Source organism: Neisseria sicca 4320 (genome assembly GCF_000193735.1).
In the GTDB taxonomy this organism is placed as follows: domain Bacteria; phylum Pseudomonadota; class Gammaproteobacteria; order Burkholderiales; family Neisseriaceae; genus Neisseria; species Neisseria sicca_E.
Map to the genome: position 1 here is coordinate 19,902 of NZ_AEPF01000141.1, position 7,761 is coordinate 27,662.

Consider the following 7,761-nt stretch of genomic DNA (forward strand, 5'->3'; position numbering starts at 1 on the left):
CGAGGCATGGGGCAGAAGGCTGGAAAAAATCTGCGTAAATCTGACATAAAGCGGGCTGTTCCTGCTAAAATCAGACACTTTACAGTTTTCATTTAATTGTTGTTTTCCGTAAGTAAGGCTTTACTTTCAGACGACCTCTCCCGCGCGTTCCAGTTTCAAGCGTCGTCTGAAAAGTTGGATCATTTTATTCTGTTTAACTCATCACAAGTAATGCAAACCTATGATTAAAATCAAAAAAGGCCTAGACCTGCCCATCGCGGGCAGACCGGAGCAAGCCGTTTACGACGGTCCGGCCATTACCGAAGTCGCGTTGCTTGGCGAAGAATATGCCGGTATGCGCCCCTCGATGAAAGTCAAGGAAGGCGATGCCGTCAAAAAAGGCCAAGTGCTGTTTGAAGACAAGAAAAACCCGGGCGTGGTGTTTACTGCGCCGGCTTCCGGCAAAATCGCCGCGATTCACCGCGGCGAAAAGCGCGTGCTTCAGTCGGTCGTGATTGCCGTTGAAGGCGATGACGAAATCGAGTTCGAACGCTATGCGCCCGATGCGTTGGCAAACTTAAGCGGTGAAGAAGTGCGCCGCAATCTGATTCAATCCGGTTTGTGGACTGCGCTGCGTACCCGTCCGTTCAGCAAGATTCCCGCCGTTGATGCCGAGCCGTTCGCTATTTTCGTCAATGCGATGGACACCAATCCGCTGGCGGCAGACCCTGTGGTCGTGATCAAAGAAGCTGCCGAGGATTTCAGACGAGGTTTGCTGGTGTTGAGCCGTCTGACCGAACGCAAAATCCATGTTTGTAAAGCAGCCGGTGCGGACGTGCCGTCTGAAAACGCCGCCAACATTGAAATACATGAATTCGGCGGCCCTCATCCCGCGGGTTTGAGCGGTACGCACATTCATTTCATCGAGCCTGTCGGCGCGAATAAAACCGTTTGGACCATCAATTATCAAGACGTGATTGCCATCGGACGTTTGTTCGTAACAGGTCGTCTGAATACCGAGCGCGTGGTTGCTTTGGGCGGTCCGCAAGTCAACAAACCGCGCCTCTTGCGTACCGTTTTGGGTGCGAAGGTGTCGCAAATTATCGCCGGCGAATTGGTTGATGCGGACAACCGCGTGATTTCCGGTTCGGTATTGAACGGCGCGATTGCACAAGGCGCGCATGATTATTTGGGACGCTACCACAATCAGATTTCCGTTATCGAAGAAGGCCGCAGCAAAGAGCTGTTCGGCTGGGTTGCGCCGCAGCCGGACAAATACTCGATTACGCGTACGACCCTCGGTCATTTCCTGAAAAACAAACTCTTCAAGTTCACGACAGCCGTCAACGGCGGCGACCGCGCCATGGTGCCGATCGGCACTTACGAGCGCGTGATGCCGCTGGACATCCTGCCTACTTTGCTTCTGCGCGATTTAATCGTTGGCGATACCGACAGCGCGCAGGCTTTGGGTTGCTTGGAATTGGACGAAGAAGACCTCGCTTTGTGCAGCTTCGTCTGCCCGGGTAAATACGAATACGGCCCGCTGTTGCGCAAGGTGCTGGAAACCATTGAGAAGGAAGGCTGATTATGGGCTTGAAACATTTTCTGGAAAAAATCGAACCGCACTTCCTGCCGGGCGGCAAACATGAAAAATGGTATGCCCTCTATGAAGCTGCGGCGACGATTTTCTACACATCCGGTGCGGTAACACGCAAAGCGGCACACGTCCGCGACGCGCTCGACTCCAAACGCATGATGATTTTGGTGTGGCTGGCTTTGTTCCCCGCCATGTTCTTCGGTATGTACAACGTTGGTGCGCAGGCATTCGGTGCGTTAACACCCGATTTGCTGCAACAAAGCATCGCCAACGACTGGCACTACGCCCTTGCCAACGCTTTAGGCATCAATATGTCGTCTGAAGCGGGCGTGTTGGGCAAAATGCTATTCGGCGCGATTTACTTCCTGCCGATTTACGCGACCGTATTTGCCGTCGGCGGTTTCTGGGAAGTTTTGTTCGCCACCGTGCGTAAACACGAAATCAACGAAGGTTTCTTCGTTACTTCGATTTTGTTCGCCTTAATCGTTCCGCCTACGCTGCCGCTGTGGCAGGCCGCCTTGGGTATTACCTTCGGCGTGGTGGTTGCGAAAGAGGTGTTCGGCGGTACGGGTAAAAACTTTATGAACCCTGCGTTGGCAGGCCGTGCCTTCTTGTTCTTCGCTTATCCAGCCAATATTACCGGCGACACCGTTTGGACGGCGGTTGACGGCTATTCCGGCGCAACTGCGTTGGCTCAGTGGGCGGCACACGGTTCGGAAGGTCTGAAAAATGCCGTTACCAATCAATCCATCACTTGGATGGATGCGTTTATCGGTAACGTGCCCGGTTCTATCGGCGAAGTATCTACTTTGGCGCTTTTAATCGGCGGCGCGTTTATCGTGTTTGCCCGCATCGCTTCTTGGCGCATTATTGCCGGTGTGATGATCGGTATGATTGCCATGTCTTCGCTGTTTAACGTTATCGGTTCGGACACCAATCCGATGTTCAGCATGCCTTGGTACTGGCATCTGGTCGTCGGCGGCTTCGCCATCGGTATGCTGTTTATGGCGACCGACCCCGTTTCCGCTTCCTTTACCAATGTCGGCAAATGGTGGTACGGCGCGCTAATCGGCGTGATGTGCGTGTTAATCCGCGTGGTCAATCCGGCTTACCCCGAAGGCATGATGTTGGCGATTCTGTTTGCCAACCTGTTTGCCCCGATTTTCGACTATTTCGTCGCACAAGCGAACATCAAACGCAGAAAGGCGCGCAGCAATGGCTAAGAAATTCGATAAAGACAGCTTCAGCGGCACGCTGATTGTGGTGTTGGCGGTCAGCCTGATTTGCTCGATCATTGTGGCAGGCGCGGTTGTCGGCTTGAAACCGGTGCAGGAAAAGCAAAAGGTTCAGGACAAGCAAAGCTACATCCTGAGCGTTGCCGGTTTGCTCGATAAAAATACCGACATCAGCAAAACCTTTGCCGACCGCATCGAACAACGCGTGGTCGATTTGGCGACCGGCGAATATGTGAAAGACGCGCCGAGAGACTTCAGTGCGCGCGTTGCCGCCAAAGACCCCGCGCAAAGCATCCAAATCAAACCTGAAGACGATTTGGCAGGCATCAAAAGCCGCGCCAAATACACCGAAGTTTATTTGGTAAAAGGTGATGACGGCAAAGTCAGTCAAATCATCCTGCCTATGCACGGCAACGGTTTGTGGTCGGTCATGTACGGCTTCGTCGCCATCCAACCTGACGGCAACACCATCAACGGCATCACCTACTACGACCAAGGCGAGACTCCGGGCTTGGGCGGCGAAATCGGCAATCCGTTGTGGCAACAAAAATTCGTCGGCAAAAAACTCTTTGACGAACAAGGCAAACTTGCCCTGCACGTCGGCAAAGGCGCAGGTTCCGATAAAGAACACGGCGTAGATGCACTCTCCGGCGCATCGCTGACTTCCAAAGGCGTACAAGGCTCGTTCGACTACTGGTTCGGCGAAAACGGCTATATCCCCTACCTGAATAAATTGAAATCAGCAGGAGCACAATAATGGCTGATATGAAACGCTTGAAACATTTAATGTTTTCACCCTTTATCGACAACAACCCGATTGCCTTGCAGGTTTTGGGTATTTGTTCGGCGCTGGCGGTTACCACCAAACTTCAGACGGCCATCGTGATGGGTATTTCCGTCAGTTTGGTAACCGGTTTTTCCAGCTTCTTCATCTCATTGGTGCGCAACTACATCCCCAACAGCATCCGCATTATCGTGCAGATGGCGATTGTCGCGTCGCTGGTTACACTGGTTGACCAATTGTTGCAGGCCTATGCCTACGAATTGTCCAAACAGCTCTCCGTATTCGTCGGCTTGATTATTACCAACTGTATCGTGATGGGTCGTGCCGAAGCCTTCGCCATGAAAGAGCCGCCGCTGGAAAGCCTGGTGGACGGTATCGGTCAGGGCGCGGGTTACGGTATGCTGCTGATTATCGTTGCCAGCATCCGCGAATTGATCGGTTCGGGCAAACTCTTTGGGTACACCATTTTCCAAACCGTGCAGGACGGCGGCTGGTATCAAACCAACGGCCTCTTCCTGCTGGCACCGAGCGCATTCTTCATCATCGGCTTTTTGATTTGGGGTTTGCGTACATGGAAACCCGAACAGGCGGAGAAATAAGACATGGAACATTACTTAAGCCTTTTTGTGAAATCCGTCTTCATTGAAAACATGGCGCTGTCCTTCTTCTTGGGCATGTGTACTTTTCTGGCGGTATCGAAAAAAGTATCCACCGCATTCGGCTTGGGCGTTGCCGTTACTTTCGTACTCGGCTTGTCCGTCCCAGCCAACCAACTCGTTTACTCGCTGCTCAAAGACGGCGCGATTGTCGAAGGCGTGGATTTGACCTTCCTGAAATTCATCACCTTCATCGGTGTGATTGCGGCTTTGGTGCAGATTTTGGAAATGTTCTTGGACAAATTCTTCCCTGCCCTCTACAACGCACTGGGTATTTACCTGCCGCTGATTACCGTAAACTGCGCGATTTTCGGTGCCGTTTCGTTTATGGCGCAACGTGAATACAACTTCGGCGAATCCGTCGTGTACGGCTTCGGCGCGGGTTTGGGCTGGATGTTGGCGATTGTCGCTTTGGCGGGCATTACCGAAAAAATGAAATATTCGGACGCTCCCAAAGGCCTCAAAGGACTGGGCATCACCTTCATCTCCGCCGGCCTGATGGCGATGGCGTTTATGTCGTTCTCCGGCATCCAGTTATAAGAAAGGATTCGGCATGGAAATTATTTTAGGTATTGTGATGTTCACCGTCATCGTCTTGGCTTTGGCACTGATGATTCTGTTTGCCAAATCCAAGCTGGTGAGCGAAGGCGACATCACCATCAAAGTCAATGATGAAAAAGAGCTGACTATACCCGCCGGCGGCAAACTGCTGGGCGCGCTTGCCAGCCAAGGCATCTTCGTTCCCTCCGCCTGCGGCGGCGGCGGTTCGTGCGGACAATGCCGCGTTGTCGTGAAAAGCGGCGGCGGCGACATTCTGCCGACCGAGTTGTCCCACATCAGCAAACGCGAAGCACGCGAAGGCTGCCGTCTGTCCTGCCAAGTCAACGTCAAAACCGACATGGACATCGAAGTGCCGGAAGAAGTGTTCGGTGTGAAAAAATGGGAATGCACCGTCATCTCTAATGACAACAAAGCTACGTTCATTAAAGAACTCAAGCTTGCCATTCCCGAAGGCGAAGAAGTACCTTTCCGCGCCGGCGGCTACATCCAAATCGAAGCTCCGCCGCACACCGTTGCCTACAAAGACTTCGACATTCCTAAGGAGTATCACGAAGACTGGGACAAATACAATCTGTGGCAATATGTTTCCAAAGTTGACGAGCCGATTTTGCGCGCCTACTCCATGGCTTCGTATCCAGAAGAAAAAGGCATCATCATGCTGAATGTGCGTATCGCCACGCCGCCTCCGCTCGTACCCGATGCGCCTCCGGGACAAATGTCGTCCTACATTTGGTCGCTCAAACCTGGTGACAAAGTAACTATCTCCGGTCCGTTCGGCGAATTCTTCGCCAAAGATACCGATGCCGAAATGGTATTTATCGGCGGCGGTGCAGGTATGGCGCCGATGCGTTCCCACATTTTCGATCAGTTGAAACGTTTGAACTCCAAACGCAAAATCACCTTCTGGTACGGTGCACGTTCCAAACGAGAAATGTTCTATGTTGAAGACTTCGACCAACTCGCAGCCGAGTTCCCGAACTTCACATGGCACGTTGCCTTGTCCGACCCTCTACCTGAAGACAACTGGGACGGCTACACAGGCTTCATCCACAACGTGGTTTACGAAAACCATCTGAAAAACCACGAAGCCCCCGAAGACTGCGAATTCTATATGTGCGGCCCGCCGATCATGAACCAGTCCGTCATCAGAATGCTCAAAGACTTGGGCGTGGAAGATGAAAACATCCTCTTGGATGATTTCGGCGGTTAAAATTTAAACTCAAACGCAAAAGGAAGAAACTTCGGTTTCTTCCTTTTTTTGTTTAGATTAAAGATGAAGGTCGTCTGAAAACAGGGAAACGGGTTTCGTTAAAATTTTCAGACGATCTTTGGATTTTTCAGAAAAATAGCATTGTTCTCACTTATTTTGAGAATTATTTTGCTATATTGTTCATGATGAACGATTCAGACGAGCTGCAAGATGTTTGACAATGTTATCTGCTGCTTGACGTTTATCTGTTTCTGGAAATGAAATCTCATTTTCGTCATCAATAATGGTGATTTGATTAGTCGTTTTTCCCATTGACTGGGAAGTTTGATTTGCAACCAGCATCGGGATATTTTTCCTGACTCTTTTGATTTTAGCATATTCTAGGACGCGTTCGCTTTCAGCGGCAAACCCGACGCAAAAGGGAGGGTTAGGTATAGAAGCAATGGAAGCAAGAATATCGGGGTTTTCCGTTAATTCGATAACAGGAACTTTACCGGAACCATCTTTTTTCATTTTTTGAGAACTGCTATTTTTCACCTTATAGTCAGCAACAGCTGCAACGGAGATAAATACATCTTGGTTGGTAATATGATTGTGAACAGCGCGGAACATTTCTTCAGCACTTACGGCTTGTTCTGTATGTAAAAGTCCGATCGGAATAGTAGTTTGGAGTTGTCCATAAATTAAAGTTACTTTAGCCCCTACAGCCCGGCATGACCGTGCTAAAGCCGTACCCATCTGTCCGCTAGAGATGTTTGTAATACCGCGTACAGGGTCGATGGCTTCAAATGTTGCTCCGGCTGTGATTAAAATACGTTTGCCTAATAAGATTTTGGGTATCCATAAGTCGGAAATTAAATCAGCCAAATCAGCTGCTTCAAGCATTCGGCCAAGTCCAATTTCCCCACATGCCTGTTCGCCATACGCCGGCTGAAAGACAGTAATACCGTCTGAACGTAGTTGTTCGATATTGCGTAGATTGGCAGGATTGTTCCACATCTCTACATTCATAGCGGGAGCAACTGCCAAAGGACATTTCCGTGCGGCAACAAGATTGGTCAGGAGGTTATCCGCAATGCCATGGGAAATTTTTGCAATCGTATTGGCTGTTGCCGGTGCAATGACCAACGCATCTGCCTCACGTGTTAAATTAATATGAGCCATGCCATTTCCTAAGCCATTTTCATGCGTATCTGTTAGAACAGGATTTCCGCTTAAGGCCTGAAAAGTCAGTGGTGAAATAAATTTGGTTGATGCTTTGCTCATTACCACACTGACTGAATGTCCCTGTTTTTTCAACAAGCGTACCAACTCGCAAGACTTATAAGCGGCAATGCCGCCACTGATACCCAGCAGAATATGTTTACTCATGATTAAAATACGTGTTCAAAATATGTTTATACTAACATGGATAAAGAATAAACAAGCAATTTTGAGGAGGGTCTATATATGTCAACGAGGTGATGTAATATTCAGGAGGGTAAATATTTTCTGAATGAGCAAGATTGGTAAAATATGATGCGAAATTGAACAACAAAGGTCGTCTGAAATTGATTTCAGACGACCTTTGTCGCTGACGACCTTTGTTGCTATGGGTGTTGGGGAGTTGAGTTTCTGTTTGTAGTTGTGCGAGTTGGATGGTTTTGGGCTGTTTGGGTTTGGATTGATGGTGTTTTAAAAGTTCTGAAATAGTATCTGAAATAAAAATTGTTGAATTTCAGTTTGTTGAAGTGTTTTGT

General features: G+C 49.7%; 7 protein-coding genes. 6 read left to right on the forward strand and 1 reads right to left on the reverse strand.

Features of this window, described 5'->3' with window-relative positions; genetic code table 11:
* Nucleotides 1–220: 220 nt before the first annotated feature.
* From NSCA4_RS0111375 to nqrF, 6 genes are read left to right on the forward strand one after another with little or no spacing between them, the layout of a single operon-like run.
* A complete protein-coding gene (locus tag NSCA4_RS0111375) occupies nucleotides 221–1,564 on the forward strand; it encodes a Na(+)-translocating NADH-quinone reductase subunit A (protein WP_016688234.1) in 1,344 nt (447 codons plus the stop codon).
* A gap of 2 nt (nucleotides 1,565–1,566) precedes the next feature.
* Complete coding sequence (locus NSCA4_RS0111380; protein WP_016688235.1) at nucleotides 1,567–2,799, forward strand: NADH:ubiquinone reductase (Na(+)-transporting) subunit B; 1,233 nt, start codon at nucleotides 1,567–1,569, stop codon at nucleotides 2,797–2,799.
* The gene (locus NSCA4_RS0111385) at nucleotides 2,792–3,568 is read left to right on the forward strand and encodes a Na(+)-translocating NADH-quinone reductase subunit C (protein WP_016688236.1); all 777 of its coding nucleotides are present in this window, start codon (nucleotides 2,792–2,794) and stop codon (nucleotides 3,566–3,568) included. Before NSCA4_RS0111380 ends, NSCA4_RS0111385 begins: the two co-directional genes overlap by 8 nt.
* Entirely contained in the window at nucleotides 3,568–4,194 is a 627-nt protein-coding gene (locus tag NSCA4_RS0111390; protein ID WP_016688237.1) for an NADH:ubiquinone reductase (Na(+)-transporting) subunit D, read from the forward strand. Before NSCA4_RS0111385 ends, NSCA4_RS0111390 begins: the two co-directional genes overlap by 1 nt.
* A 3-nt stretch (nucleotides 4,195–4,197) precedes the next feature.
* Nucleotides 4,198–4,791 (forward strand): NADH:ubiquinone reductase (Na(+)-transporting) subunit E, encoded by a 594-nt coding sequence (nqrE, locus tag NSCA4_RS0111395; RefSeq protein WP_003741087.1) that lies wholly within the window; start codon nucleotides 4,198–4,200, stop codon nucleotides 4,789–4,791.
* A 13-nt stretch (nucleotides 4,792–4,804) separates the two neighbouring features.
* Entirely contained in the window at nucleotides 4,805–6,022 is a 1,218-nt protein-coding gene (gene nqrF, locus NSCA4_RS0111400; RefSeq protein ID WP_016688238.1) for an NADH:ubiquinone reductase (Na(+)-transporting) subunit F, read from the forward strand.
* A gap of 180 nt (nucleotides 6,023–6,202) precedes the next feature.
* Here the strand turns inward: nqrF and coaBC are convergent, their stop codons facing one another.
* A complete protein-coding gene (gene coaBC / locus NSCA4_RS0111405) occupies nucleotides 6,203–7,393 on the reverse strand; it encodes a bifunctional phosphopantothenoylcysteine decarboxylase/phosphopantothenate--cysteine ligase CoaBC (RefSeq protein ID WP_016688239.1) in 1,191 nt (396 codons plus the stop codon).
* Nucleotides 7,394–7,761 lie beyond the last annotated feature (368 nt).

Excerpts from the sequence above, each read along its gene's own strand:
- nqrE (WP_003741087.1), top strand. The coding sequence starts at position 4,198 with ATGGAACATTACTTAAGCCTTTTTGTGAAATCCGTCTTCATTGAAAAC.
- NSCA4_RS0111390 (WP_016688237.1), top strand. The coding sequence starts at position 3,568 with ATGGCTGATATGAAACGCTTGAAACATTTAATGTTTTCACCCTTTATC.
- coaBC (WP_016688239.1), bottom strand. The coding sequence starts at position 7,393 with ATGAGTAAACATATTCTGCTGGGTATCAGTGGCGGCATTGCCGCTTAT.
- NSCA4_RS0111380 (WP_016688235.1), top strand. The coding sequence starts at position 1,567 with ATGGGCTTGAAACATTTTCTGGAAAAAATCGAACCGCACTTCCTGCCG.
- NSCA4_RS0111385 (WP_016688236.1), top strand. The coding sequence starts at position 2,792 with ATGGCTAAGAAATTCGATAAAGACAGCTTCAGCGGCACGCTGATTGTG.
- NSCA4_RS0111375 (WP_016688234.1), top strand. The coding sequence starts at position 221 with ATGATTAAAATCAAAAAAGGCCTAGACCTGCCCATCGCGGGCAGACCG.
- nqrF (WP_016688238.1), top strand. The coding sequence starts at position 4,805 with ATGGAAATTATTTTAGGTATTGTGATGTTCACCGTCATCGTCTTGGCT.